At 43.3% G+C, this 26,193-nt stretch carries 25 protein-coding genes and 1 riboswitch; of the genes, 24 read left to right on the plus strand and 1 reads right to left on the minus strand.

Features of this window, described 5'->3' with window-relative positions:
• Positions 1-336, minus strand: a 336-nt coding sequence (locus ciss_RS04500; protein WP_143298477.1) for an asparaginase, incomplete at its 3' end; no start/stop codon positions are given.
• Positions 337-600: 264 nt separating this feature from the next.
• Here ciss_RS04500 and ciss_RS04505 point away from each other — a divergent pair.
• From ciss_RS04505 to groL, 24 genes are all read left to right on the plus strand, one after another.
• Positions 601-1,542 carry a PstS family phosphate ABC transporter substrate-binding protein gene (locus ciss_RS04505; RefSeq protein ID WP_075865108.1) on the plus strand — a complete coding sequence of 314 codons (942 nt, stop codon included), beginning with the start codon at positions 601-603 and terminating at the stop codon, positions 1,540-1,542.
• Between the two features lie 60 nt (positions 1,543-1,602).
• Positions 1,603-2,490 carry a phosphate ABC transporter permease subunit PstC gene (gene pstC, locus ciss_RS04510; RefSeq protein ID WP_075865126.1) on the plus strand — a complete coding sequence of 296 codons (888 nt, stop codon included), beginning with the start codon at positions 1,603-1,605 and terminating at the stop codon, positions 2,488-2,490.
• Positions 2,487-3,350 (plus strand): phosphate ABC transporter permease PstA, encoded by an 864-nt coding sequence (gene pstA, locus ciss_RS04515; protein WP_075865109.1) that lies wholly within the window; start codon positions 2,487-2,489, stop codon positions 3,348-3,350. The genes pstC and pstA overlap by 4 nt, the downstream gene beginning before the upstream one ends.
• Positions 3,351-3,514: 164 nt before the next feature.
• Positions 3,515-3,691 (plus strand): hypothetical protein, encoded by a 177-nt coding sequence (locus ciss_RS13270; RefSeq protein WP_166503983.1) that lies wholly within the window; start codon positions 3,515-3,517, stop codon positions 3,689-3,691.
• A gap of 126 nt (positions 3,692-3,817) precedes the next feature.
• Positions 3,818-4,801 (plus strand): class II fructose-bisphosphatase, encoded by a 984-nt coding sequence (gene glpX / locus ciss_RS04520; RefSeq protein ID WP_268874199.1) that lies wholly within the window; start codon positions 3,818-3,820, stop codon positions 4,799-4,801.
• A 156-nt stretch (positions 4,802-4,957) separates the two neighbouring features.
• Positions 4,958-6,799, plus strand: a complete 1,842-nt coding sequence (locus ciss_RS04525) for a sigma-54-dependent Fis family transcriptional regulator (RefSeq protein ID WP_075865110.1) — start codon at positions 4,958-4,960, stop codon at positions 6,797-6,799.
• A 574-nt stretch (positions 6,800-7,373) separates the two neighbouring features.
• A complete protein-coding gene (locus ciss_RS04530) occupies positions 7,374-9,167 on the plus strand; it encodes an aldehyde ferredoxin oxidoreductase family protein (protein ID WP_075865111.1) in 1,794 nt (597 codons plus the stop codon).
• A 68-nt stretch (positions 9,168-9,235) separates the two neighbouring features.
• Positions 9,236-10,333, plus strand: a complete 1,098-nt coding sequence (locus ciss_RS04535; RefSeq protein WP_075865112.1) for a tungsten cofactor oxidoreductase radical SAM maturase — start codon at positions 9,236-9,238, stop codon at positions 10,331-10,333.
• Between the two features lie 7 nt (positions 10,334-10,340).
• A complete protein-coding gene (locus ciss_RS04540; RefSeq protein ID WP_235837240.1) occupies positions 10,341-10,574 on the plus strand; it encodes a MoaD/ThiS family protein in 234 nt (77 codons plus the stop codon).
• Positions 10,575-11,396: a HesA/MoeB/ThiF family protein gene (locus ciss_RS04545; protein ID WP_077177442.1), complete on the plus strand. Its 822-nt coding sequence runs from the start codon at positions 10,575-10,577 to the stop codon at positions 11,394-11,396.
• Between the two features lie 369 nt (positions 11,397-11,765).
• Positions 11,766-14,774 carry a formate dehydrogenase-N subunit alpha gene (gene fdnG, locus ciss_RS04555; RefSeq protein WP_077177443.1) on the plus strand — a complete coding sequence of 1,003 codons (3,009 nt, stop codon included), beginning with the start codon at positions 11,766-11,768 and terminating at the stop codon, positions 14,772-14,774.
• Positions 14,774-15,556 carry a 4Fe-4S dicluster domain-containing protein gene (locus ciss_RS04560; RefSeq protein WP_075865116.1) on the plus strand — a complete coding sequence of 261 codons (783 nt, stop codon included), beginning with the start codon at positions 14,774-14,776 and terminating at the stop codon, positions 15,554-15,556. Before fdnG ends, ciss_RS04560 begins: the two co-directional genes overlap by 1 nt.
• A complete protein-coding gene (locus tag ciss_RS04565; RefSeq protein WP_077177444.1) occupies positions 15,549-16,247 on the plus strand; it encodes a formate dehydrogenase subunit gamma in 699 nt (232 codons plus the stop codon). Before ciss_RS04560 ends, ciss_RS04565 begins: the two co-directional genes overlap by 8 nt.
• Before the next feature lie 56 nt (positions 16,248-16,303).
• Complete coding sequence (locus ciss_RS04570) at positions 16,304-17,038, plus strand: formate dehydrogenase accessory protein FdhE domain-containing protein (RefSeq protein WP_075865117.1); 735 nt, start codon at positions 16,304-16,306, stop codon at positions 17,036-17,038.
• 45 nt (positions 17,039-17,083) lie between these two features.
• The gene (locus ciss_RS13275; RefSeq protein ID WP_166503984.1) at positions 17,084-17,257 is read left to right on the plus strand and encodes a hypothetical protein; all 174 of its coding nucleotides are present in this window, start codon (positions 17,084-17,086) and stop codon (positions 17,255-17,257) included.
• Between the two features lie 13 nt (positions 17,258-17,270).
• Positions 17,271-18,500, plus strand: coding sequence for a molybdopterin molybdotransferase MoeA (locus ciss_RS04575; protein WP_075865118.1), 1,230 nt, complete (start codon positions 17,271-17,273; stop codon positions 18,498-18,500).
• Between the two features lie 14 nt (positions 18,501-18,514).
• On the plus strand, positions 18,515-20,419 hold the full coding sequence (locus ciss_RS04580) for a molybdopterin biosynthesis protein (RefSeq protein WP_075865119.1): 1,905 nt from the start codon (positions 18,515-18,517) through the stop codon (positions 20,417-20,419).
• A gap of 4 nt (positions 20,420-20,423) precedes the next feature.
• Entirely contained in the window at positions 20,424-21,203 is a 780-nt protein-coding gene (fdhD, locus tag ciss_RS04585) for a formate dehydrogenase accessory sulfurtransferase FdhD (RefSeq protein WP_075865120.1), read from the plus strand.
• Between the two features lie 43 nt (positions 21,204-21,246).
• Positions 21,247-21,366: riboswitch (molybdenum cofactor riboswitch) on the plus strand.
• Between the two features lie 37 nt (positions 21,367-21,403).
• A complete protein-coding gene (gene moaA, locus ciss_RS04590) occupies positions 21,404-22,369 on the plus strand; it encodes a GTP 3',8-cyclase MoaA (RefSeq protein WP_075865121.1) in 966 nt (321 codons plus the stop codon).
• Between the two features lie 3 nt (positions 22,370-22,372).
• On the plus strand, positions 22,373-22,846 hold the full coding sequence (moaC, locus tag ciss_RS04595) for a cyclic pyranopterin monophosphate synthase MoaC (protein ID WP_075865122.1): 474 nt from the start codon (positions 22,373-22,375) through the stop codon (positions 22,844-22,846).
• Positions 22,847-22,848: 2 nt separating this feature from the next.
• On the plus strand, positions 22,849-23,286 hold the full coding sequence (locus ciss_RS04600; protein WP_075865123.1) for an MOSC domain-containing protein: 438 nt from the start codon (positions 22,849-22,851) through the stop codon (positions 23,284-23,286).
• A complete protein-coding gene (locus ciss_RS04605; protein WP_075865124.1) occupies positions 23,279-23,767 on the plus strand; it encodes a MogA/MoaB family molybdenum cofactor biosynthesis protein in 489 nt (162 codons plus the stop codon). The genes ciss_RS04600 and ciss_RS04605 overlap by 8 nt, the downstream gene beginning before the upstream one ends.
• 347 nt (positions 23,768-24,114) lie before the next feature.
• Positions 24,115-24,399 (plus strand): co-chaperone GroES, encoded by a 285-nt coding sequence (groES, locus tag ciss_RS04610; protein WP_028052559.1) that lies wholly within the window; start codon positions 24,115-24,117, stop codon positions 24,397-24,399.
• A 25-nt stretch (positions 24,400-24,424) separates the two neighbouring features.
• A complete protein-coding gene (gene groL, locus ciss_RS04615; protein WP_075865125.1) occupies positions 24,425-26,047 on the plus strand; it encodes a chaperonin GroEL in 1,623 nt (540 codons plus the stop codon).
• The last annotated feature ends 146 nt before the right edge of the window (positions 26,048-26,193 follow it).

Consider the following 26,193-nt stretch of genomic DNA (forward strand, 5'->3'; position numbering starts at 1 on the left):
CTCATGGGTGCCGCAGCTTAGATAACCCTCGTCAAGGCCAATTTTTTGTAAAATTCCTGCTACCGTTTGGGTATGCTCTACGGTTCCGCTATGGGAGGCACACATTACCGCAATTTCTTTGGCGGTAAAATCATAGGGTAAATCTTTTACTAAAAGAGGTAAAACCTGAATTGGCTTGGAGGAAGACCTTAAAAAAGTAACGAGCTCCGGATTTCCGGCAGAGGCTATTATTTTTCCTGTATGGTCTACTACGGCGACGACCCCAAAATGAATGCTTTCGGTAAAATCACCCCGGGTGACTTCGGCTAAAAGAGCGTAATCTTTGAAAGTAGCCATATTATCACCTCTATTTCACCTATTATTATAGCATCTTGTTAAATTAAAGACGACGTATTAAATGCAGCTAAGATTATTGAAACCATACTTTGGCTTGCAGCCTTTTTTAACGGACTGCATTAGTTAAATGGAATCGGGAGAAAATAAACTTTGTTAAAAAAGCTTAATTTTTCTTTTACCACCTTTTAAAAAAACATGGTGTTGAAATTAACAAATATTTGGTAGAGTAAAACTGTAAGCAAAACAGATGAAAGGAGAAGGGAAATGAACTTCTTCAAAAAAGGTCTTATTGTGGCTTTTACCGTATTGTTTTTAGTTGCAGGGCTTTTTGGTTGTACTCCCAAAGGGGAAAACCAGGGAGAACAAAAACAAGGGCTTTCCGGAACCATCAAGGTTGATGGCTCGTCAACGGTTTACCCGATTTCCGAAGCGATGGCTGAGGAATTTCGGGCGCAAAATCCGGACGTTAATATTACCATTGGGGTATCCGGAACCGGCGGTGGCTTTAAAAAGTTTTCCGCCGGGGAAATCGATATCACCAACGCCTCCCGGCCCATTAAAGACGAGGAAAAAGAAGCTTTAAAGAAAAATAATATTGAATACGTGGAACTTAAAATTGCTTACGATGGTATAGCAATAGTAGTAAATAAAAATAACACCTGGGTGGACAGCCTTACGGTGGAAGAATTAAAGAAAATCTGGGAGCCGGGTAGCAAAGTTAAAACCTGGAAAGATGTAAGGCCCGAATGGCCGGCGGAACCAATTAAGCTTTATGCACCCGGTGTGGATTCCGGAACTTTTGATTACTTCACCGAAGCCATTAACGGTAAGGACGGAGCAATTCGGCAGGATTTTACCCCCAGTGAAGACGATAATGTTTTAGTACAGGGGGTAGCAGGTGATAAAAATGCGATGGCTTTCTTTGGTCTGGCGTACTATGAGGAAAATAAAGACAAGCTGAAAGTGGTTAAGATAGATGCCGGTCAGGGTCCGGTAGAGCCTACCTTTGAGACGGTAAAAAGTGGTCAGTATAAACCGTTGTCCCGTCCGCTGTTTATCTATGTGAATAAAAAATCCCTGGAGCGTCCGGAAGTTAAAAGCTTTGTGGAGTTTTATCTAACCCACGGTAAGGATTTGGTAAGAGATGTAGGGTATATAAATCTTCCCGATGAGGAATATACCGAGGAACTAAATAAATTAAAATAAAAAGCCTTGCGGGGTTTTCCCCGCAGGGCCATCTTTGTTGAAAAAGGGGTTAGACGGCAAATGAAAAGAAAGAAAAATCTGAAAGAAAGTTTTATTGAGCTCTTTTTAACGCTTACCGGAGGTATTTCCCTGTTTATTACCGTAGCCATTGTAGTTATTTTATTAAGCGGTGCTCTTGATTTTTTCAGGTATGTTTCGGTTAAGGAGTTTTTTACCGGTACCGTTTGGGCGCCGTTGTTAAACCCCAGCCATTTCGGGGTTTTACCGTTGCTGGTGGGAACGTCGTTGATTGCTCTCCTTTCCAGTGTAATTTCCATTCCGATAGGCCTGGCTACGGCAATTTATTTAAGCGAATATGCACCGCCCAGAGGGGCTAAGGTAATTAAACCGGTACTGGAGATTTTAGCGGGGATCCCTTCAATTGTTTATGGTTACTTTGCTTTAACTTTTATAACGCCGGTACTGCAAAAATTAATTCCGCAAACGGAAGTTTTTAATGCGTTAAGTGCCAGCATAGCAGTGGGGATCATGACTTTGCCGATGGTTGTTTCCTTAAGTGAGGATGCCATGCGTTCCGTTCCCAACACCTACCGGTATGCGGCTTATGCCCTTGGCTCAACCCGTTTAGAAGTAGCAACAAAAGTGGTTGTACCGGCGGCTATGTCCGGGATTGTTACTTCCTTTATCCTGGCCATTTCCCGGGCTATTGGCGAAACGATGATTGTGGCTATTGCTGCGGGAGCCAATCCTCAGTTTACCTTTAATCCGCTTAAAAGTATCCAGACAATGACCGGCTACATGGTAAATATAAGTTTGGGGGATATTCAGTATGGGAGCATAGCCTATAAAACAATTTTTGCGGTGGGAACTTTACTTTTTGCGATGACTTTTGTCATGAATTTAATTGCCCGGGTAGTGGCCGACCGTCAGAGGAGGAAATATGCATGATTAAGACCGGCGAAAATATTGGAAAGCGAAAGCAACTGGACCGTGTTTTTCATGCCATTATTTTTGTCGCAACTTTGGTGGGAATTATTTTTCTTATTGTGTTACTCTGGAAAATTTTTAAAGAAGGGTTACCCTGGCTCAATGTTAAGTTTTTACTTAGCTATCCTTCGCGCTTTCCCGAGAGGGCGGGAATCTATTCGGCAATTGTGGGGACCCTCTGGACTATAAGTTTAACGGCGTTAATTGCTTTTCCCCTGGGAATTGCCACTGCAATTTACCTGGAGGAATATTCCCGTAAGGACAGCTGGTATAATCGCTTGCTTCAGCTAAACATCTTAAATCTTGCCGGTGTCCCATCGATAGTTTACGGTATCCTGGGTTTAGGCCTGTTTGTCAAACTTTTTTCCCTGGGAAGAAGTATTTTAGCGGCTTCTCTGACTTTAGCCCTTTTAATTTTACCGGTAATAATTGTTTCCTCGCAGGAAGCTTTACGTACCGTCCCCAAAACTTTGCGGGAAGCATCTTATGCTTTGGGGGCTACCCGCTGGCAGACGGTAAGCCGGGTGGTGGTTCCGGCGGCCCTTCCTACCATTTTCACCGGAACAATTTTAGCTTTATCCCGGGCTATTGGTGAAGCTGCACCCCTTATTATGGTGGGAGCTGCGGCGTATATGCCGTTTTTGCCGAAAAGCATTTTTGATAACTTTACCACACTACCAATTCAAATTTTTAACTGGACTTCGCGGCCGCAAAAAGAATTTCAGGGTTTGGCGGCTGCGGGAATTATTGTTCTCCTGGCAATTTTGCTTTCGGCCAATGCTTTAGCCATAATTTTGCGGGATAAAACCCGCAAAGTTTAACATAATAAACGCTACCCTTTGCTCCGGGGTAGCTTTTTTATTAACTTTATAATTTTTAAATAATAGCAATGTGAAAAAGCAAACAAAATAGTTCGAAAATTTAGACTTTACAAATAATTAATACTGATTTATAATAAAGAAAAAGCAGGGGGAGGAGATAAAAAATGGGTGTAAAATTTAAAGGGTGTAACTGCGGAGTTGAAAAAGGTTGCCCTACTGCTCCTAACTGCCCTACGGGAGCTCTCTATTATGAGCCGGATTTAAATAAGGTCTTTTACGATGAAGAATTTTGTTTTGACTGCGGTGAATGCCTTAAAACCTGCACTGCGGTAGAAAAGTAAAAAAAATATTTAAAATTAACCGGGTAAAATCCCGGTTTTTTTATTTCGGTGAACGAAAAATATGATACAATATTTAATGTGTAATTGATAAAAAACGTAACATAAATTTAAAAGGAGGACTTTTAAATGGAGATGGAGAGAAAGCTATCCTTGGAATTTGCCCGGGTAACGGAAGCGGCGGCGGTAGCTTCAGCTCGCTGGATGGGCCGGGGGGATAAGCATAAGGCTGACCAGGCTGCTACTGAGGCAATGCGGGCGGTTTTTGATACCATAGATATTCGCGGCGAAGTGGTGATCGGCGAAGGGGAAATGGATGAAGCGCCGATGCTTTATATCGGGGAAAAATTAGGTACCGGTTATGGTCCGGCTTTAGATATTGCCGTTGACCCTCTGGAAGGGACCAATCTTGTTGCCAAAGGTTTAAATGGTGCCATTGCGGTGGTGGCTGCTGCTCCCAAGGGCTGTCTTTTAAATGCTCCCGATATGTACATGGAAAAAATTGCTGTTGGTCCGGCGGCGGCGGGAAAAGTTCATCTTGATGCTCCCGTTAAAGATAACCTGAGAATAGTTGCCGAAAGTCTGAAAAAATCGGTAGCCGATTTAACGGTGGTGATTTTGGATCGCCCCCGCCACGAAAAAATTATTAAAGAAGTGCGGGAGGCGGGTGCCAGAATCATGCTTATTTCCGATGGAGATGTATCACCGGCTATAGCCTGTGCTTTTGAGGATTCCGGGGTGGATATGATGATTGGTATTGGGGGGGCCCCGGAAGGGGTATTGGCAGCGGCAGCCTTAAAATGCCTGGGAGGAGAATTAATGGGGAGACTCGTTCCCGAAGATGATGAACAAATGGAACGGTGCCGGAAAATGGGGCTTGTTGATCCCCGGCAAATCTTAACGTTAGATGATTTGGTAAAGAGCGATGATGTCATTTTTGCGGCTACCGGGATTACCAACAGTAACCTTTTAAAAGGCGTGCGGTTTACGGCCAATGGAGCGGCTACTCATACGTTAGTTGTTCGGGGGAAAACCGGTACCGTTAGGTTTATTGAGGCTTTACACCGATTCGATAAGAAGCCGATATATAATTTAATAGGTTTAAATGTTTAAAAATAAAATTTTAAATTTTCACAAGTGACTTTCTTGAACAAAATATAAAGTTTACACTAAACAAATAAAAGCAGGGACTTTTTAAAGCGAAGTCCCTGCTTTTTGTAAAGGAGTAAAAAATATAAAAAATATTAAAAATGGGGGAGAATAGAGGAAATGAATGAGCAATGGCGGCGTTTTATTGCAGGGGAAGACCCTGTAAGCAGCGTAGACCCGGTAATCTTGCGTTCCTGGAAGAGGAGCAGGGAAAATAATGTGGATTATTACCGGGTTATTAATAACGATATACTTCCAGCACCGCTTTTGCGAGAACGCTGGCAAGAACAGGAAGAATTACTGAAAGCTGCAGAACAGGTATTGCCCCATATCTACCGCTTATTACAGGGCCAAAACTATATGGTTATACTTTGCGATTCTGAAGGGTATATTTTAAAAGCAGTAGGAGATCCCCCGTTTCTGAATAAAGCTCAGAAAGTGTATTTATCGCCCGGGGCTAACTGGCGGGAAGATATTAAAGGAACCAACGCTATTGGTACTTCTATTTCTGAAGGTACGGCTGTTAAAGTTTTAGGCTGGGAACATTACGTCCAGGAAAACCATTTTTTAAATTGCTGGGCGGCGCCGGTGTACAATCCAGAGGGAAAGATTGCAGGTGTATTGGATATATCCGGTGAAAATGGAAGTGGCAACTACCGCCTTTTAGAAATTGCTCTTATGGGGGCCAAAATAATTGAGCAAAATCTCTTATTGCAAGAATTGCAGAAAAAGGTTACTATTAGCCAACAGGGTTTTCTAATGTTAGGCAAGATGCTGCAGGAAGGGGTTATTGTTATTGATAACCAAGGGATAATTACAGAGATAAACCAAAAGGGTGCCCGGATTCTGGGCAAAAGGCGAGAGGAAGTTATAGGTAATTTAATAAGTGATGTTTTTAGTAAGGCTAAAAGCTTCTCGTTCAGCCCAAAGGAAGGAAAGTTCCAAATTGATGCAGGGCTTAGGGAGAAAATTGGTGCCAATTTGTTTGATACCGTTAAAGTACCGAAGCTGGCTGGGCAAAACGTGACTGAACAACACCGATGGGTTGGCAGCAGTACCAAATCGAAACAGGTGTTAGAAATAGTAGCAAAAGCAGCTGCAGTTAATTTGTCGGTGCTGCTACAGGGAGAGAGCGGTACCGGAAAAGAGGTAATTGCCCGCTATATTCATCAGCTCAGTGAACGAAGGGATGGACCGTTTATTGCCTTAAATTGCGCTGCTTTACCGCCTAATTTAATTGAAAGCGAGCTTTTCGGTTATGTCGAAGGGGCTTTTACAGGTGCTAAAAAAGGTGGACAGCCAGGAAAGTTTGAACTTGCTAATGGTGGTACGATCTTTTTAGACGAAATCAGCGATATGCCATTGAATGTTCAAGCAGCGTTATTACGTGTACTTCAGGAACGGGAAGTTTGTCGGATTGGAGATAATAAAGTTAGAAAAATAGATGTTAGAGTTATTGCTGCAACCCAGAGAGATTTGCAGCAATTAGTCAATAATGGGCTATTTCGTTTAGATTTATATTACCGCTTAAAAGTCATTACCATAAACTTGCCGCCACTGCGTGAACGGAAGGAAGATTTATATGAGCTGGTACCCTATTTTGTTTATAAAGCTTGTCAAAGTATGGGTAAACCGCTTCTGAGTGTTGATCAAGAAATTTATTCTTATTTCCTTGCATACCACTGGCCGGGAAATGTTAGAGAACTGGAAAACTGTATTTACAGTATGGTGGCATTAGCTACCGGTCCGCAGCTCACAGTTGCCGATTTGCCGTTAGAATTGCGCCAGAAATTAGAATCTGTTCAAGCAGATAGTGGTTCACTATTGGAGCAAAAGACCAAGCTTGCGATACTGGAAGCGTTAAAGCAAACAAACGGGAAAATTGCTCCAGCTGCCAGGTTGTTAGGAATGGGGCGGACCACGCTATACCGCAAGCTGAAAAAATATGACCTGCTCAAATAGGAACAGTTTGTTGGGACAAAATGTTTCAATAAGAAACAGTTCATTTTTTGTTTTTCTTTTCGGGTTTGTAATTTCCGGCTCCCAAAATTTTATGAAAATTGGCACGAGTTTTGCAATGTAGATAAATACCCCGCAACTACAAAAATTATAGCATCTTGGAAAGTAGCTATTTAGCAAAAACTTAAAGGCTATCGTTATTCGGAGTACTGGAAAAATTGAGCCCGCCGAGTTTGTAGTTTGAGTTATGGATACCTTTCAAAAAACTACGTTCAGACAGAAAGGAGGTCGAAAAAACTTTTTAGTAAAAAGCAGAAAGTCTGAACATGTGTATAGTTTACCTGGAGTGTCTCGTGAAGCGAAACTCCCCCAAAGTATGGATTTTGTGGGCAAGTATATTTTTGAGGGGGACAAGTCATCAATTCCATCAGGCTGCAAGCAGGATTAAATGTTTAAAAAATACGAAATATAAATCAAAAAACATAATTATAAATTTTCAGCAAAAATCTCTTGCTTAGGAATTAGCGATAAAGTATATTTAAATTAACAAATATTCTTAATCACAAGGAGGGTTTTTATGGCCGGCTATTGCGGGAAAGTATTGAGGGTAAACCTCTCCACCGGTGAGATTAAAAAAGAACCGCTGGATTTGGAAGTAGCCAAGAAGTTTTTAGGCGGTCGTGGTCTGGGAAGCTATTTCTTAGCTAACGAAATTGACCCTGCTGTGGATCCGTTATCTCCGGAAAACAAGATTATTTTTGCTACCGGTCCATTGACCGGATCCTCTGCGCCGACCTCCGGGCGCTACATGGTGGTAACCAAATCTCCGCTTACCGGAGCCATTGCCTGTTCCAACTCCGGAGGCTTCTGGGGGGCTGAATTAAAATTTGCCGGCTATGATTTAATCATTGTGGAAGGAAAAGCAGCAAACCCAAGCTATATATATATTAACGATGATACCGTTGAAATACGGGATGCGCAAAATTACTGGGGTAAATTAGTATCGGAAACCACCGAACTTTTACAAAAAGAAGTGGGAGACCCCAAAGCCCGGGTTTTAACCATCGGTCCTGCCGGTGAAAAGCTTTCTCCCATTGCCGCGGTAATGAATGAAAAATACCGGGCCGCCGGTCGTTCCGGTGTAGGAGCGGTAATGGGCAGCAAGAATTTAAAAGCGATTGTGGTAAGAGGTTCGGGTAAAGTTGAACCGGCAGAGCCGGAAAAAACCAAGGAGCTTTTATCCAGACTCTTAAAGAAAATTCGGGAAGATGGGGTTACCGGTCAGGGTCTACCGAACTACGGTACGGCAGTTTTGGTAAATATCATCAATGAAAACGGTATTTTACCCACCAACAACTTCCAAAAAGCTTATTTCCCAACGGCCGATGCGATTTCCGGAGAAACCTTGGCCGAAAAATATTTAGTGAAAAAAGACCCCTGCTACCGTTGCCCGATTGCTTGCGGTCGTTACTGCAAAGTTGATGATGAAGAGGGCGGCGGACCGGAATACGAAACTATCTGGGCTTACGGTGCCGATTGCGGCGTTGATGATTTAGCTGCCATTATTAAGGCTAACAACCTTTGTAACGAATACGGGCTGGATACGATTTCTGCCGGGGCAACGATTGCCTGTGCTATGGAGCTTTACGAAAAAGGCTACATTAAGAAAGAAGAATTGGACGGTCCGGAGTTAAAGTTTGGTTCTGCCGAAGCTATCGTTGAATGGACCCGGAAGATGGGAGCGGGTGAAGGCTTTGGTGCCAAATTAGCCCTTGGTTCGTATCGGTTAGCCGAATCTTATGGTGTTCCGGAACTTTCGATGTCGGTGAAGAAACAGGAATTACCGGCTTATGACCCTCGCGGTGTTCAGGGTCATGGTCTGCAGTATGCTACTTCCAACCGGGGAGGCTGTCACGTACGGGGTTACCTGATTTCACCGGAAGTTCTTGGCTCTCCGGAAAAAATTGACCGCTTTGCCTTAGAAGGAAAAGCCAACTGGGCGAAACTCTTCCAGGACTTAACGGCGGTCATTGACTCTCTTGGTCTTTGCCTCTTTACCTCTTTTGCCTTAAATGCCGATGACTACCGGGAACTCTTTAATTATATCGTTGGGGAAAATTACACTACGGAAGATATTTTAACTGCCGGCGAACGGATCTGGAATTTAGAGCGGGTCTTTAACCTAAAAGCGGGTATTGATTCTTCGCAGGATACTTTACCCAAGCGGCTTTTGGAAGAACCTATTCCCGATGGCCCGTCCAAAGGGCACAAACACCGCCTGGCAGAACTTTTACCGGAGTATTACAAGGTGCGGGGTTGGGACGAAAAAGGGGTACCAACCGCCGAAAAGCTGCAAGCTTTAGGTTTATAAGCAACCAAAAAGCAGGGACTTCACGGATGGAGTCCCTGCTTTCTTAGTAAAAGGAGAGAATAAAAAATATGATTTTACAATTTAAGGACTACCGGATAGTTCTCGAACCTCAACCGGATATCCAGGAAATATACCTTGAATTATCAAGTTTGTGTAACTTAAATTGCCGCCACTGCTATCGTAATAGCTGGAATTACAAAGGGGGACTGATGGCAAGGAATACCTGGGAGAAAGTTTTGGAAGAAGCAAAAGCCTTACCGTCGCTTTTGCGGATTGTTTTAGGGGGCATAGGCGAACCGCTACTTCATCCGGAAATTAAGGAAATAATTACCAAAATAAAAGCGATGGAGCTGAAAGTGAGTATTACTACTAACGGCTTTCTTCTCACAGAAGCTATGGCCCGGGATTTGGTGAATTTAGGGGTTGACGAAATCATTGTTTCAATTGATGGGTTTTTGCCGGAAACTTTTGCGGAAAACCGGGGAGCAGATATCGGTAATTTATGGAGTAATTTAAAGCAACTTAATTTAATAAAACAGCAAAACAAAAGCAGCCAGCCGGAAATATTAGCGGAGATGGTGGTAAATAAGAGGAACTCCCAGGAGATTTTTAAACTTATTCCCAAGCTTTTAGAGTATAATATTAAAATTTTGTATGTTAGCCAGCTTATGCCGGTAGTAAAAGAAAAAATAAAAGACATTTTTTACCAGAAGTATCCCGATGAGAAGCTTTTAGAGTGGCGAACTTTAGTAGCCCGGGCTTCCATGTATTCCGGGGTTAGAGTTGTTTTACCGGAGATGGGGCTTAATACTCACCGTTCCTGCCGGTTTGTGGAAGGCAAAAAAGTAGTGGTGCGGTTTGACGGTGAAGTATCTCCTTGCTACCGTTTTTTACACGACTCCCGGGAATACGTCTTCGGCCGGGAAAAGGAAATTCGGGCGGTAAGTTTTGGTAATGTTAATAACGAGAGTCTGGCGGAGATCTGGATGAAAGAGGCTTTTGTTAAGTTTCGCTTTTTGGAACATATGAATCACTACCCTTCCTGTCCTGACTGCGAATGGGTGGACGGCTGCGATATGGTCTGGAATATTGAAGAAGACTGCTGGGGTAATAAGCCGTCCTGTGCCGATTGCCTCTGGGCCCGGGGCTTAATTTTTTGTTCGTAAAGGGGAGGTGAAGCGATTGAAAATTGAAATCCGGCTTTTTGCGACTTTCCGGGAAGGACGCTTTAAGAAAGATGTCTGGGAACTTCCGGAAGGCACTAAAGTAATCGATGTTTTAAACCGTTTGGGGATTAAACCGGAAGAAATAGCCATCCTTTTAGTTAATGGCCTGGATGCGGAGCCTGACCACGTATTAAAAGACGGGGACTATATTTCCCTGTTTCCACCGGTGGGAGGTGGTTAAGTGTTAAGTAGGGGTGAAAAAAATCTTCTGGGTAATATTTTTCGCCGGGAAGGTATTAAAGAATTGTCCCTGGAAACGACCGAGAGAATCTCCCGGGAAACCGGGTTAAGTCTCAGGGCGGTTGAATATTTTGCTCTGGAAAACGGAGTTATTCCCCGGAAGTATGCCCGCAATATCGGAAGTTTTACTTTAGCGGGGCAGAAAAAACTTTTAGCTTCCAAAGTAATGATTGTGGGCCTGGGCGGGCTTGGTGGCTATGTGCTGGAAGAACTGTGTCGAGCAGGTGTGGGAGAGATAGTGGGGGTTGATGGTGATGCCTTTGAAGAAACCAATTTAAACCGCCAGCTTTTAGCGACTGTAAAAAATCTCGGACAGAAAAAAGCCAATAAAGCCAGAAAAAGGGCGGCGGAGATAAATCAAGCGGTGGTGGTCAGTAGCTTTGTAAGCAAGGTCGAAAATCTTCCGGAAACTGCCTGGCAGGGGGTAGAGCTTGTCTTTGATTGTTTAGATAATATAGAAAGTCGCCTTTACCTCGAAGAAAAAACCAAAAACCTGGGTGTGCCTTTGGTGCACGGAGCAATTGGCGGTTGGTACGGCCAGGTAGGGATTGTGTGGCCGGGAAGTAACCTTTTAACCAAAATTTATCAGGAACGGAAAAAAGGTATCGAGCAAGTTCTGGGAAACCCTCCCTTTACCCCGGCGGTGGCGGCAAGTTTAATGGTAGCCTTAGGAATTAATTGCCTTCTGGGAACGTTGGAAAAAGAAAACGTATTTTACTTTTTTGATTTAAAAAATCTTGAGTTTGAGAAAATAAATCTTTAATAATTGTAGTAACACTCACAAAGACGGCTTAATTTGCCTTTTTCTTTTTTTCCTGAAAATCCAGTATGTAAACAAATGTTTACTGGTTAACAAGTTGATTTAAGCAGGAGATATGGGGCATTTCAATGATTTTTGCCGGTTTTAATAATTGGGAGTGTCTAAAATATAGACACTCCTTTTTTATTGTCTGAAATTGTTGATATTTGTCGGATTTAAATGGTTTGTGATTATAATAATTTATTATGCTGTCTAAAAAATAGACAATCACCAAAAAATATATTATAATATTCTACAATATTCACGCTGGTATGAATTTTGCAAAAAGGTAGTTTAGAGCAATTGTACCCATTATAAAGGAGGGAATTAGACTTGGCCATCACTCGTAGAGAATTCTTAAAATTATCAGCCCTTTCCACTGCTGTATTAATGACTGCTGAACTTGGTTTAGATAATAGTAAAGCATATGCGCAGGCTCAAAAATACCGGATCAAAACTGCCAAAAAAACTCCAACCTTATGTCCTTTTTGCAGTGCCGGCTGCGGTATGCTTGCCTATACCGATACCAAAACGGGTGAATTACTTTATGTGGTCGGGGATCCGGACCATCCGGTAAACCGCGGTGGTGCTTGCAGTAAAGGGGCATCGATTTATCAGATAAGGAATATAGCGCCGGGTAAGCCAAACCCCAGAAGGCTCACCAAGCCTCTGTACCGGGCTCCGGGGAGCAAAGAGTTTAAAGAGGTTACCTGGGAATGGGCAATTTCGGAGATTGCCAAACGAATTAAAGATACCCGGGACCGAACTTTTATTAAAGAGGAAGACGGAATAACCGTAATGCGTACCGACCATATTGCATGTTTGGGTGGTGCTGCCCTGGATAACGAAGAAACTTATCTTTTACAAAAATTGATGCGGGGACTTGGGGTAGTATATATTGAACACCAGGCCCGGCTCTGACACAGCTCTACGGTTGCCGGTCTGGCACCAACCTTTGGTCGTGGAGCAATGACCAATCACTGGATCGATTTAAAAAATACCGATTGTGCCTTAATTATTGGCGCTAACCCCTTTGAAAACCATCCGGTTTCGTCCAAGTGGTTAATGGAAGCCAAGGTAAAACGGGGAGCTAAAATCATAAGTGTTGACCCCAGATTTACCAGGACTTCTTCGAAGGCAGATATTTATGCTCCTTTGCGGGCAGGGACCGATATTGCCTTTATTGGCGGCATGATTAACTATATCTTAGAAAATGAGCTGTACGACCATGAATATGTAGCAAACTATACCAATGCTTCTTTTTTAGTTCACGATGATTATAAGTTTGAAGATGGCTTATTTAGCGGGTACGACCCCAAAGAGCGTAAGTATGATTTTTCCACCTGGGAGTATAAGAAAAATGAAAAGGGTGAAATTGAAAAAGATCCTACATTGAAACATCCGCGGACGGTATTTCAACTGTTAAAGCAGCATTATTCCCGCTATACTATCGATAAGGTATGCGAAATTACCGGAACACCCAAAGAAATTTACCTGGAAGTAATTAAAACTTTTGCCGAAACCGCTAAAAGAGGTAAGTCCGGTACGATTTTGTATGCTATGGGAGGAACTCAGCACAGTTGCGGTTCCCAAATAGTTAGAAGCTATGCCATTCTACAGCTTTTATTAGGCAACATGGGTGTACCCGGAGGCGGGGTGAATGCTCTTAGAGGGGAATCCAACGTTCAGGGGTCTACCGACTTTGGCTTATTAAACCATATTATAACCGGCTATATCAGTACTCCCATTGCGCAGCCCGAACATAAAGACTTAAAAGCTTATTTGGAGAAGGAAACTCCCAAAACCGGCTTTTGGAGCAATAAACCGAAGTTTTTTATAAGTTATCTAAAAGCAATGTATTACGACAAAGCCACTAAAGATAACGAATTTGGTTATCAGTGGCTTCCCAAAAGACATCCGAAGAAAAACTATACTTATATCGGCTTATTTGAAAACCTGGCTAAAGGCGAACTGGAAGGAATGCTATTATTTGGCCAAAACCCCATTGTGGGCGGGCCGAACTCTAACCGGGAAAGGGAAGCTTTGAAAAATCTTAAATGGATGGTAGCGGTTGACCTCTGGATGACCGAAACGATGCGTTTCTGGACGGAGGAGGCGGGAAGTAATCCGGCTGAGGTGCAAACCGAGGTGTTTGTTTTGCCTGCAGCCGCATCCTTTGAAAAGCAGGGGAGCATTTCTTCTTCGGGCCGGTGGATTCAGTGGCGCTGGAAAGCGGTCGAGCCTCTTGGTGAGGCAAAAGCTGACCTTGATATCATTCATATGCTGGCTTTGGAATTAAAGAAACTTTACGCCCAAAGTCAAAGACCGGAAGACGAACCAATTAAAAACCTTTACTGGGATTACGGAACAGGTAACGAGTGTGATATCGACCGTGTTGCCCGGGAAATTAACGGCATAGACCTTACCACCGGAAAACAGGTGGAAAACTTTTTAAAGCTTGCCGATGACGGCAGTACCCTGTGCGGAAACTGGATTTACTCGGGATTTTATCCTGAAGCCGGAAATCTGGCCCAGAGACGAGAACAGGATGATCCCAGCGGCCTTGGCCTTTATCCCAAGTGGACTTATGCCTGGCCTCTAAACCGGCGTATTCTGTATAACCGGGCTTCGGCGGATCCAACGGGTAAGCCGTGGCATCCGGATAAGGCGGTTATCTGGTGGGATGAAAACCAGAAAAAATGGGTTGGTCATGATGTTCCCGACTTTAAACCAACTATAGGTCCCGATGACCCTGCTTTTGTTAATCCCTTTATCATGCAAACCGATGGCAAGGGCTGGCTCTTTGCCCCTCAGGGCAAATTAAAAGACGGACCGTTCCCGGAACACTACGAACCCTGGGAAAGCCCGGTGCAAAACTTGCTTTCCCCGGTCCAAAACAACCCGGTAATCAAAATTTGGCGGCCGGAAGAACAAAGCGATGCCCAAAATTACCCGTACGTTGCGATTACTTACAGGGTATCGGAACACTGGCAGGCAGGGGCGATGACCAGAAACCTGCCCTGGCAGGCGGAATTAGTTCCGGAAATGTTTGTGGAGATCGGCGAAGAACTGGCCCGGGAACTGGGGGTAAAATCCGGGGACGAGGTAATCGTTGAAAATAAACGGGGCTCTATCAAGGTAAAAGCTTATGTTACCAAGCGAATGAAGCCTTTAATGGTAAATGGCATAAAACGGCATCAGGTAGGTTTGCCCTGGCACTTTGGTTTTCAGGGTTTAATTACCGGGGAAATTGCCAATAAACTTACTCCTTATCTGGGGGATGCCAATACCATGATTCCCGAATACAAGGGTTTCCTGGTCAACGTAAGGAGGGCTAAATAATGAACGGAATGTTTATTGATACTTCTCTTTGTGTTGGCTGCCGGGGCTGCATGACCGCCTGCAAAAGCTGGAACGAATTACCCGGGGAAAAGACGACTTTTACCGGGAGTTTACAAAGTATGCCTGATACCACCCCTAAAACCTATACATTAATTAAGTTTTATGAACATGAAGAAAACGGACGGCTTCGCTTTGACTTTTTTAAACAGCAGTGTTTTCACTGCGGTGATGCGGCTTGTGAAAAAGCTTGTCCGGAAGATGCAATCTATCATACCAAAGAAGGGGCTGTTGTCCGGAATTATGAGCGGTGCATAGGTTGCGATTACTGCCAGAAGGCGTGCCCCTTTAATATTCCCCGAATTGATACCCAAGAAAAGAAAATGCATAAGTGTACTTTATGTTTTGACCGGTTGGAAAACGGAGAAATTCCGGCCTGTGCCCAGACTTGTTCTCCGGGAGCTATTAAATACGGCAACCGGGATGAGTTGTGGGAGGTAGCCCAAAAGCGGCTGGCGGAGGTTAAAAAAGAGTATCCCAAGGCTAATCTTTATCCTTCCGATAAAAATGCTTTGGGAGGAACCGGGGTATTTTATCTTTTAATTAATGAGCCGGAGTTCTACGGTCTTCCGGCCGAGGCAAAATTAAAAACTACCTTTTCCCTCTGGCATGATGTGGTAAGACCTTTAGGGAAAATTGTGCCGGGTCTTGCGTTGGGTGCTACCGTTATTGCGGCGGTTACTAATTCGGTAAAAAAACAACGGGAGGAGGGGCACGGTGAGTAATAAAATTTTCCGGTTTAATAAAACAATGCGCTTTTTTCACTGGTCGTATATTACCTTTTATTTTCTTCTCGCTATTACCGGAGCTTTTTTATACTTTGATTTTCTTGATTGGTTAAGACCTCTTTTTGGCGGCGCCCAGGGGGCAAGGATTGTTCATCGGGTAGCAGCAGTAGGGCTGATCCTTTCGCCGATTATCTCTTTCCTTTTAAATCCCAAAGAAATTTGGGAAACTTTAAAATACGCTTATTCCTGGAAAGCATCGGACCTAAAGTTTTTTGGGGGGTTTATCAAAGAGTTTTTTGGTGGTCATGCCCATTATGAACCCCAGGGCAAATACAATCAGGGGGAAAAGTTAAATATTGTTTTGCAAAGCCTGGGGTGGCTCTTATTTATAGTAAGTGGTATTGTTTTATGGCGTTTTGAGGACTTTTCGCCCGAAGTGGGAATGATTGCCTTAATTGGCCATGACATAGCCTTTATCTTTACTCTGGCTTATGCTATCGGCCATATCTACCTGTCCCTCTTCCACCCGGTTACCAAACCGGCTCTTGAAGGGATGCTTACGGGGTACGTAGACGAAGAGTATGCTAAAAATCACCATCCTTTGTGGTATAATGAGGTAAAGCCGGTGAAAGGAGAGGCAAAGAAACAAGCCAAAACGAAATCCGGGTTTGTAACTACCCAAAAATAAAAATCGGGGGCATTTACTGCCCCCGCTTTTATCTTTTAAAAAACGGGGGAATACTTATGGATGCTAAAAAACTGGTAAGTGCGTTAGAAAAATTAAGCGCCGAATTTGAAGAAAAGTTATTATTAAATATTTCCTGGAATGGAAAGTTACCGGTAGTGAGAAATATAGAAGTGGAATTTAATGAACCAATGATAAGTGCTTTTTTAACAAAAGTAAATTTAGAACTAATTTCTTTAAGGCTTATAAACCGGCAGATTAATATTCTAAAATTAATTACTAATTTTAAAAATAAAGGCAATTATTTAAAGCTTTTAACTGATAATCTGGAGGCTGGATTTTGGGAAGAACTTGCCAAAAAACAAAAAGTAAAAAAAGAGATTCTTGCTTTACACTTTTTATTTTTAAGAAGAAAAATGCTGCGAGAATTAAAAGATTTTTCTTTGGATAAGGGAGTTAATCATCAAACATGTCCAACTTGTGGTGCAACACCAGGTTTTGCCGCGATTACAACGGCGGGAGAAAGAATACTTTTTTGTTTGGAGTGCCAGACTCAGTGGCGTTATTATCGCATAGGTTGTCCAAAGTGTGGCAATAAGTTCCATGAGGATTTCATCGAGATTCATCCCGAAGGCCAGGAAGAACTCCCTTATTTTGTTGAAGTATGTAAAAAATGCGGAAGCTATTTAAAAACCAAAAAACTAAAAAGTAATGAGGAAAAAATTAACCCCAATCTTGAGGATGTGGAAAGTCTTTTTCTTGACTATCTTATCTCAAAGAAGATAAATTATTAAAAAAATTTATGAAGTTTGTTAAAATAAAAAAAAGGGGGTTTTAGCATGGAAGAAGAAATCAAAAATGAAGTAATCAGGGCGGCTAAAGATGGAAAGCTTCCCTGCAAAGTAGCTTTAGAGTTAGCTGACCGCTTAAATGTTCCGCCAAAAAAAGTCGGTGATGCTGCCAATGAACTAAAAATAAAAATTTCAGCCTGCCAGTTAGGCTGTTTTAAATAAACGGTGACAATCCATGAAAGAACTTTTAAATTTAATTACACCGGAAGAAGCATTAAAGCTCCTGAAAAGTAATTTTAATGTGTCATTAAAAGCTACTGAAATAGAACTCTCCCAGGCTTTTGGTAAAATTTTAGCAGAGCCGGTAAAAGCCCTGGAAAACATTCCTCCCTTTTCCCGCTCCACGGTGGATGGTTATGCGGTTTTTGCTCAAGATACCTTTGGTGCTACGGAAACCTTTCCTGTCCTATTAAAGCTAAGAGGCGAAATAGGAATGGGGGAGGTTCCGGAATTTACCCTGGGACCCGGGGAAGCGGTGCGGATTTTTACCGGTGGGGCCCTGCCGGAAGGGGCCGATAGTGTGGTGATGGTAGAGCATACCGAACTATTTGATTCCGAAACTGTTTCGGTTTTAAAACCGGTGGCACCGGGAGAAAATGTTATTGCTGCGGGAGAGGATTTTAAGGAAGGGGAAGTGGTTTTAGAAAAGGGGACGAGAATTCGCCCTCAGGAGCTCGGGGTGTTGGCCGCACTGGGTTACAGCAGGGTTACCGTTTATAATTCTTTAAAAGTAGGAATTATTTCTACCGGTGATGAACTGGTTCCGGTGGAAACCAAATTAAAACCAGGGCAAATTCGGGATACCAATGCCTATCTTTTGGTGGGACGAATCCTGGATTTAGGGATGCAGCCGGTGTATTTTGGCATAGTCCCCGATAGATTTGAAGAGCTAATTAAAGCAATCCAAGCAGCCCTCCTGGAAACCGATATCGTCCTTTTATCCGGCGGTACTTCCATGGGGGTAAAGGACATGGTAGTAGATGCTATAAATAGCCTGGGGGCTCCCGGAGTTTTATTCCATGGTCTTGCCATAAAGCCCGGAAAACCCACCATAGGCGGGGGTATCAACGGTAAGCCCATTCTCGGTCTTCCAGGACATCCCGCTTCCGCTTTAATGGTTTTTGAACGAATTGGAGTACCTTTTTTACGCTATCTTTCAGGTTTAAAAAGTAGCTATCAGCCGAGGGTAAAGGCGACATTAACGATAAATCTTCCTTCAAAAACCGGGCAGGAAGATTTATACCGGGTAATGTTAACCCAGAAAGAACAGGGCTATTTAGCCACCCCAATTTTAGGCAAATCGGGATTAATAAATACCTTAACCCGGGCTGATGGCTATGTAATAGTGCCGTTAGATATTGAAGGACTGCATGCCGGGGAAGAAGTGGAAGTTATTTTGTTTTAGGGGGTTTAGAGAAATTGGCCTTTTATTTAAACCAGGTACCTTTTGAAGAGGCAAGGGAAAATTTCGAAAGCGAACTTTTAAATGTTAATTTTTTTCATCCCCGGGAAGAGGAGATTGAAACCGTTTTGGCGGTGGGACGGATAACTTGTAAGCCGGTTCTGGCTAAGCGTTCCAATCCTCACTTCAATGCCTCGGCGGTGGACGGTTTTGCCGTCAGGGCTAAAGACACCTTTTTTGCCCGGGAGACAAGTCCTATTTTATTAAAAGTTGGCGAAAACTGTCTTCGGGTTGATACCGGAGACCTTATCCCCGAAGGATTTGACGCCGTAATTATGGTGGAAGACGTCCTTTATCCCGAACCTGGAGTAATTTCGGTAATTAAACCGGTAACCCCCGGAACAAATATCCGTTTTATCGGGGAAGACTTTAATGAAGAAGAGGTTTTATTGCCGGCTTTTGCCAAGGTAAAGCCTGCTGACGTTGGAGCCCTTCTGGCGGGCGGAGTAAAAACCCTTAAAGTGTTGAAAAAATTAAAAGCTCTTTTTATTCCTACCGGCGATGAAATAGTGCCGTTTTCAGAAACACCAGAGCCCGGGCAAATTCCCGATACCAACTCGTCTTTTATTAAAGCTGTCCTTGCCGAGTACGGGTATGAAACTTTTATCCATCCTATTGTCAGAGATGACCCGGAGCTTTTATATAAAACGGTAAAGGATAATATAGAGAAGTACGATGTAATAATTATTAATGCCGGCTCTTCTGCCGGACGGGACGATTATGCTGCTAAAGTGATTGAGCGGTTAGGGCGGGTTTTAGTCCATGGCCTTGCTACCAAGCCAGGTAAGCCAACCATTTTAGGAATTGCCGGAAATAAACCGGTAATCGGACTTCCCGGCTTTCCTTTATCGGCTTATTTGGTCTGTGAAATTATTTTAAAACCTCTGGCGGAAAAGTATTATAAAAATGAGTTTCACGACTATGGCAAAATTAAAGCAACCTTAACTAAAACTTTAATTTCTACCACCGGAGTTGATGATTTTGTCTGGGGAAAGGTGACCCGGGTAGCTGGCAGGTATTGTTTTACACCCTTATCCCGCGGAGCCAGTGTCAGCTCCACTCTTTTAAAAGCCAATGCTTTACTCAGGATTCCGCGCTTTTCCGAAGGGTATAAAGAGGGAAGTGAAGTCGAAATAGCTCTAAAAGAGCCGTTGGCGGAAGTAGAACAATACCTTACCGTTACCGGAAGCCATGACCTTTTACTGGACCTTATAGATTCTTTCTTAAGGGAAAAATACGGCATAAAACTTAGCTCTTCTCATGTTGGAAGCTTAAACGGTATTGTGGCAGTTGAAAAAAATTACGCTAAGCTTGCCGGAGTGCATTTATTGGACCCGGAAACCGGTGAATACAATAAAAGCTATGTGGAAAAAAGGTTAAAAGGTTATGTTCTTATAAATTTAAGTTTACGGGAACAGGGTTTAATCGTTGCCCGGGGGAACCCCAAAAAAATTTCTGGTCTTGCTGATTTAGTAAAACCCGGGGTTACTTTTGTGAACCGGCAAAAGGGATCCGGAACCCGGGTATTTTTGGATTATCTTTTAAAGAAGGAAAATCTCAATGCCCGGGAGATTTCCGGCTATGACCGGGAAGAATACACCCATCTGGCGGTGGCGGCGAAAGTAAAAAATGGCCTTGCCGATTGCGGGCTGGGAATTTATGCTGCTGCTAAAATCTTTGACCTGGATTTTATTCCGTTGGGGGAAGAACGGTATGACCTATTGCTCAGGGAAGAAACTTTGGAAGATACGCAGGTTAAGAAATTATTAGAGGTAATAAACAGTCAGGAATTTAAAAAAGAAGTTGAAAACTTGGGTGGATATAAAACAACTTATACCGGACAAATTGTGGAGAAAGGATAGGATTATGGAGATAGTAAAAAAAAGAAACATTATTCGTTATTTTGATGGCCGTCTTGAGGAAAAAGAAGATTTACTGGTGGATGAAGCGCCTTTAACCATTTACTTTAACGGGGAAGAACTGGTAACCCTGCTCTGTACCCCGGAATATCAGGATGAATTGGCCGTAGGTTTTTTAGCGGCGGAAGGGTTAATCAATCGCCGGGAAAAATTAGAAAAAATTACCGTTGACCGGGAGCAGGGGCTGGTATATGTGGAGTATAAAGGAAATGCCCGGCGGGGAGAACTCTTTTTAAAACGGTACATTACTACCGGTTGCGGTAAGGGAACTACTTTTTACAATGCTTTGGATCCGGTAGCTTTAAAACCGTACCGGGGAAACGTGCAGGTTTCTGCGGAAAAGCTTTTTGGTTTAATGAAAGAAATGCAGCGCCGCTCCGAACTGTACCTTACTACCGGTGGAGTTCACAGTGCTGCTCTTTGTGATACTGAAAAAATTTTATTATTCCGGGAGGATGTGGGGCGGCACAATGCTGCCGATAAAATTATGGGTCATGCCTTTTTAAATGGCATTAATTTAGATGATAAAATCTTCTTAACCTCCGGTCGCATTTCTTCGGAGATAATTTTAAAAGTAGCGAAAATGGGCATCGGGATGATTGTTTCCCGTTCGGCCCCAACGGAATTAGCTCTTAAGCATGCCGAAGAGTTAAATTTGACCGTGGTGGGCTTTGTCCGGGCGGGCCGCTTAAATATTTACACCGGCAGGGAAAGAATTTTATTATAAAAAGAGGAAATTTGGGGTCTTTGGTCGAATTATTATTGTACAAAAAAATAAGCTACTCCGAGTATTTTCACCTAAAGCATCAGGCCATGGTGAAAATACCGCAGGGTACTACCGGGAAACCGGGGTGCCTCCCGTTTTGGAAAGGAGTTAAAAAAGCGCCTTTTTAAAACGGGGCGCTTTTAATATTAGGAGGCAAAAAAATGCTTGATTCGTTTAACCGGGAAATAAATTATCTACGAATTTCTGTTACCGATAAGTGTAACCTTAACTGTAATTACTGCAAGCCTGGAAACTTTAAAGAGTTTTTACCAGGAGATATTTTAACCTTTGAGGAAATTTTAGAAGTTGTGCAGGCTTTTTTGCCCCTGGGCCTAAAAAAAGTGCGTATTACCGGCGGTGAGCCATTGGTTAGAAAAAATCTTTTATATTTAATTGAAAATATTGCAGCGTTACCGGGGATTGATGATTTAGCCCTTACAACCAACGGTATCTTGTTTCCCCGTTACGCTCAAGATTTAAAAAGTGCTGGGCTTTCGCGGGTAAACTTTAGTCTCGATAGCTTGAATCCGGACAAATTTCGCTCGATTACCGGCGGCGGCGAGTTAAAAAATGTCCTGGAGGCCATTAATCTTGCCCTGGAATTGGACCTTACCCCGGTAAAAATAAATACGGTATTGCTGAGAGGAGTCAACTTAGATGAACTGGATGCTTTTATAGATTTTATCTTTCGCTATCCGGTGCACTGGCGGTTTATTGAGCTTATGCCCTTAAATGACCGGGAAAAGTGGCGGCAGCAATTTGTATCGGTAAAAGAAATTTTGGAAACTTTATCAGGGAAATATGACCTAAAGCCGGGAAAAACTGTAGGGGGGTCAGGTCCTGCTCGCTACTACGAAGTCCCGGGAGCTTTAGGAACCATTGGGGTGATTTCACCCTTATCCAATCATTTTTGTGAATACTGTAATCGCCTCAGGCTTACCTCTACCGGTAAGTTAAGGCTTTGTCTTGCCAAAAACCAGGAAGTTGATTTAAAAAGCCTTTTACGGTCCGGGATTTCGCAAGAGGAGCTAACGGGAGTTTTACGGGAGGCAATTTTAAGAAAACCCAGAGCCCATGAGTTTGGCGAGAAGGACTTTTTAGGAACAATGGCCAATATAGGAGGTTAAAAGATGGAGTTAACCCATTTTAACGAAGAAGGACGGGCGCGGATGGTAGAGGTGACGGAAAAAAAAGAAACGGTACGGACAGCGGTAGCTGCAGGAGAAATTACCATGCGGCCCGAAACATTAGAGCTTATTTTGGACAAAAAAGTTGCCAAAGGGGACGTGCTTGCGGTAGCCCAGGTTGCCGGGATAATGGCAGCTAAGAAAACCGGAGAGCTTATCCCCATGTGTCATCCTTTAAATCTAACCGGGGTGGATATTAGTTTTACTATTAAAAAGCCTGATACCATTGAAGCTAAAGCTAAGGTTACCTGTGTAGGCAAAACCGGGGTGGAAATGGAAGCTTTAACTGCCGTTTCGGTAACCCTTCTTACGATCTATGATATGGTGAAGGCCGTTGAAAAAGGAATGGTGATAAAAAATATCCGGCTTTTAGAAAAAACCGGTGGTAAAAGCGGCGATTATAAAAGGGAGGAATAAAAGTGGGCAGAGTGGTAGCGGTTAATATTAGCGAAAAAAAGGGGATGCGCAAAAAAAATATTGAGCGGGCATATTTAAGGGAAAACCACGGCATTGAAGGGGATGCCCATGCGGGGGACTGGCACCGGCAGGTTAGCCTTCTTGCGTTAGAAAGCATTAAGAAGATGCAAGAGCTTGGACTTAACGTTAATCCCGGGGATTTTGCCGAAAATATCACTACCGAAGGGGTGGATTTATTAAGCCTATCAATAGGGACTAAAGTGAAAATTGGCGAGGCCCTAACGGAAGTTACGCAAATAGGCAAAGTCTGTCACACCCGCTGTGCTATCTACTATCAGGCCGGGGACTGCGTCATGCCCCGGGAAGGTATTTTTGTCAAAGTCTTAAAAGGCGGAGAAGTTAAAGTTGGGGACCCGGTGGAGGTAATTAGCAATGATTAAAGTAGGCGTTCTTACTTTAAGCGATAAAGGTTCTCGAGGAGAGCGGGAAGATAAAAGCGGCCAGGTAATCAAGGAAATGGTCCAGGAGATTGATGGGGTGGTGGTGAAGTACGAAGTTATCCCCGATGAGTACGAATTAATTGTTAAAACCTTAATTTCCTGGTGCGATGAAGAAAAATTAGACTTAATCCTTACCACCGGCGGGACCGGTTTATCTCCCCGGGATGTAACGCCCGAAGCGACCAGGGCGGTGATAACCCGGGAAGTACCGGGAATTCCCGAAGCGATGCGCATGGCTTCTCTGGCCAAAACCAACCGGGCCATGCTTACCCGGGCGGTAGCGGGCACCCGTGGTGGCACGTTAATCATAAATCTTCCCGGAAGTCCCAGGGGAGTGCGGGAAAACTTAGAAGTAGTCTTACCGGTAATTCCTCATGCCCTGGAAATCCTGCAGGCCCGGGGCGGTGAATGCGCCCAGTAGTAATTTGGGGACGGTTCTTTTTTTTATACTTTAAGTATAAAGATAGGGACTGTCCCTATCTTTATACTATCTTTATATGTATAAAAAAGGAAAAAATGGGGAAAGATTTATTAATGGATTGAGCTACAGTAGTTCAAGGAAAAGAGAAAAAATAAGGAATAATAAACGAGAGATAGGGAAAAATAATCCAGTAAAATTCCCTTAAATAAAACGTTATGGCCAAAAAATGCCGAATTTGAAAATTTACTTTTCCCAATCTCTCTTTATATTATAGTAATTGGTATTAGCACTCTATTGAAGTGAGTGCTAACAATACATAAAAAAATTACTTTAAAGGAGGGGTTAACGTGTTCAGACCGCTTCATGACAGGGTTCTGGTAAAACCACTTCCCAGCGAAGAGGTGACCAAGAGCGGAATTGTTATTCCTGATACTGCCAAGGAAAAACCCCAGCAAGGGGAAGTAAAAGCCGTGGGTTCCGGTCGGATTTTAGAAAACGGTGAGCGGGTACCCATGGAAGTAAAAGTAGGTGACCGGGTATTTTACAGCAAGTATGCCGGTACCGAAGTGAAAATTGATGGGGAAGAATATTTAATCTTACGGGAAAGCGATATCCTCGGGATTTTAGAATAAAAAATACAAAAAAGGAGGGGTATAAATGGCTGGCAAACAAATATTATTTAGAGAAGATGCCCGGAGAGCTTTAGAAAGAGGCGTAAACGCTCTTGCTGATGCGGTAAAGGTCACTCTTGGACCGAAAGGCCGTAACGTTGTTTTAGAAAAGAAATTTGGTTCACCGCAAATTATTAATGACGGTGTGACAATTGCCCGGGAAATTGAGCTTGCTGACCCTGTAGAAAACATGGGTGCGCAGCTTGTAAAAGAAGTTGCTACCAAAACCAATGATGTAGCCGGTGACGGTACTACCACTGCTACCGTTTTAGCTCAGGCTATCATTCGGGAAGGCTTAAAAAACGTTACTGCCGGTGCCAACCCGATGATTTTAAGAAAAGGTATTGAAAAAGCTGTTGCCAAAGCGGTAGAGGAAATCAAGGCTATTGCCAAGCCGGTAGAAACTTCCGAAGCTATTGCTCAAGTTGCTGCTATTTCCGCTAACGATGAGGAAATCGGTAAGTTAATTGCCGAAGCAATGGAAAAAGTAGGTAAAGACGGGGTTATCACCGTAGAAGAGTCCCAGGGTCTCGGCACTACCTTAGAAGTTGTGGAAGGTATGAGCTTTGACCGGGGTTACATTTCTCCTTACATGATTACCGACCCCGATAAGATGGAAGCTATTTTAAACGATCCTTATATCCTCATTACCGACAAGAAGATTTCAGCTATTGCTGACTTACTGCCGATTTTAGAAAAAGTTGTGCAAACCGGTAAGCCCCTTTTAATCATTGCTGAAGATGTTGAAGGTGAAGCTCTTGCTACCCTGGTTGTGAACAAACTGCGCGGTACCTTGACCTGTGTCGCTGTAAAAGCTCCCGGCTTTGGTGACCGGAGAAAAGCTATGCTTGAAGATATCGCCATCCTCACCAACGGCCAGGTGGTAAGCGAAGAGCTCGGCTTCAAGCTTGAAAATGCTACCCTTTCGATGCTTGGTCGGGCTAAGCAAGTCCGGGTTAAGAAAGAAGAAACCATCATTGTTGGTGGTCAAGGTTCACCGGAAGCTATTGAAAAGCGGATTGCTCAAATTAAGAAGCAAATCGAAGAAACCACTTCCGATTTTGACCGGGAAAAATTACAAGAGCGTCTGGCTAAACTTGCCGGTGGCGTAGCGGTAATCCAGGTAGGTGCTGCTACCGAAACCGAAATGAAAGAAAAGAAACTCCGCATTGAAGACGCTTTGAACGCTACCCGGGCAGCGGTGGAAGAAGGTATCGTTGCCGGTGGTGGCACAACTTACATCCACATCATTAAGGCTTTAGAAGAGCTCGAAAAGACCGCTACCGGCGATGAAAGAACAGGTATCGCCATTGTTCGGAAGGCTTTAGAGGAACCCTTAAAGCAAATTGCTATTAACGCCGGTCTTGAAGGTTCGGTCATCGTTGAAAAGGTTAAGACCTTACCGGTAGGCCATGGCTTTAACGCTCTTACCGAAGAGTATGTAGATATGATTGCTGCTGGTATCGTTGACCCGGCTAAGGTTACCCGGACTGCTTTACAAAACGCTGCCTCCGTTGCTGCAATGCTCCTCACCACGGAAGCTTTGGTGGCTGAAAAGCCGGAAAAGGAAAAGAAAGGCCCTGACATGCCCAATATGGACATGATGTAAAAGCTTATAACCGGAGCGTAAATGCTCCGGTTTTTTTACTGTTTAGGAAATTATGCTTTTATTCTTGCTGTGGATAACTTATGGTGATAAGGTAGAAGTATGAGGAGACGGGAGAAGAAGGAAAAGAAACAAACGATAAAAATAGT

This window comes from Carboxydothermus islandicus (assembly GCF_001950325.1).
Lineage (GTDB): Bacteria > Bacillota > Z-2901 > Carboxydothermales > Carboxydothermaceae > Carboxydothermus > Carboxydothermus islandicus.

Coding starts and splice junctions, on each gene's coding strand:
- fdhD (WP_075865120.1), top strand. CDS start 20,424: ATGGAGATAGTAAAAAAAAGAAACATTATTCGTTATTTTGATGGCCGT.
- pstA (WP_075865109.1), top strand. CDS start 2,487: ATGATTAAGACCGGCGAAAATATTGGAAAGCGAAAGCAACTGGACCGT.
- pstC (WP_075865126.1), top strand. CDS start 1,603: ATGAAAAGAAAGAAAAATCTGAAAGAAAGTTTTATTGAGCTCTTTTTA.
- ciss_RS13275 (WP_166503984.1), top strand. CDS start 17,084: ATGGAAGAAGAAATCAAAAATGAAGTAATCAGGGCGGCTAAAGATGGA.
- ciss_RS13270 (WP_166503983.1), top strand. CDS start 3,515: ATGGGTGTAAAATTTAAAGGGTGTAACTGCGGAGTTGAAAAAGGTTGC.
- moaC (WP_075865122.1), top strand. CDS start 22,373: ATGGAGTTAACCCATTTTAACGAAGAAGGACGGGCGCGGATGGTAGAG.
- moaA (WP_075865121.1), top strand. CDS start 21,404: ATGCTTGATTCGTTTAACCGGGAAATAAATTATCTACGAATTTCTGTT.
- ciss_RS04525 (WP_075865110.1), top strand. CDS start 4,958: ATGAATGAGCAATGGCGGCGTTTTATTGCAGGGGAAGACCCTGTAAGC.
- ciss_RS04605 (WP_075865124.1), top strand. CDS start 23,279: ATGATTAAAGTAGGCGTTCTTACTTTAAGCGATAAAGGTTCTCGAGGA.
- ciss_RS04535 (WP_075865112.1), top strand. CDS start 9,236: ATGATTTTACAATTTAAGGACTACCGGATAGTTCTCGAACCTCAACCG.
- ciss_RS04575 (WP_075865118.1), top strand. CDS start 17,271: ATGAAAGAACTTTTAAATTTAATTACACCGGAAGAAGCATTAAAGCTC.
- ciss_RS04505 (WP_075865108.1), top strand. CDS start 601: ATGAACTTCTTCAAAAAAGGTCTTATTGTGGCTTTTACCGTATTGTTT.
- groL (WP_075865125.1), top strand. CDS start 24,425: ATGGCTGGCAAACAAATATTATTTAGAGAAGATGCCCGGAGAGCTTTA.
- ciss_RS04530 (WP_075865111.1), top strand. CDS start 7,374: ATGGCCGGCTATTGCGGGAAAGTATTGAGGGTAAACCTCTCCACCGGT.
- glpX (WP_268874199.1), top strand. CDS start 3,818: ATGGAGATGGAGAGAAAGCTATCCTTGGAATTTGCCCGGGTAACGGAA.
- ciss_RS04570 (WP_075865117.1), top strand. CDS start 16,304: ATGGATGCTAAAAAACTGGTAAGTGCGTTAGAAAAATTAAGCGCCGAA.
- ciss_RS04560 (WP_075865116.1), top strand. CDS start 14,774: ATGAACGGAATGTTTATTGATACTTCTCTTTGTGTTGGCTGCCGGGGC.